Origin of the sequence: Heliobacterium chlorum (assembly GCF_014502795.1) — a bacterium.
Classification (GTDB): domain Bacteria; phylum Bacillota; class Desulfitobacteriia; order Heliobacteriales; family Heliobacteriaceae; genus Heliobacterium; species Heliobacterium chlorum.
The window spans coordinates 1-411 of the sequence record NZ_JACVHF010000178.1 but is presented as its reverse complement, the minus strand read 5'-3'; the positions used below and the strand labels follow the sequence as shown (position 1 = coordinate 411).

The following is a 411-nucleotide window of genomic DNA, read 5'->3' as shown; positions in this document are numbered from 1 at the left end:
CTTACTACGTTAACCGCTAGTGAATTCTGTTCAAAAGATTTATCCATATTATGAAAAGATGTATTCATGTTTTCTACCTCGGAGCGTATGTACCCTAACTGCTTAGTTATCTGTTCTACAGATAGCTGGGACTGATTGGCAAGAGTTCTTATTTCATCAGCTACAACTGCAAAACCGCGACCAAATTCACCGACCCGGGCTGCTTCTATAGCAGCGTTCAATGCCAATAGATTCGTTTTATTTGAGATAGACTTTACCGAGGATACCAAATTATCTATTCGACTGGCTGATTGATGTAATTCATCTACTCTATTTGAAATTAGCTCCAAGTCCTTTTGAGAATTAGATGTTTCTTTTATAACAGTTGAAATACTAGAATTTGTTTCGGTTATTGAAATTTTCCCATCGTCG

Annotated in this window: 1 protein-coding gene; it reads right to left on the bottom strand. The window is 37.0% G+C overall.

The annotated features are described in order from the left end of the window. A partial coding sequence (locus tag H1S01_RS20875; protein ID WP_243237469.1) for a methyl-accepting chemotaxis protein occupies positions 1–411 on the bottom strand: 411 nt, incomplete at both ends.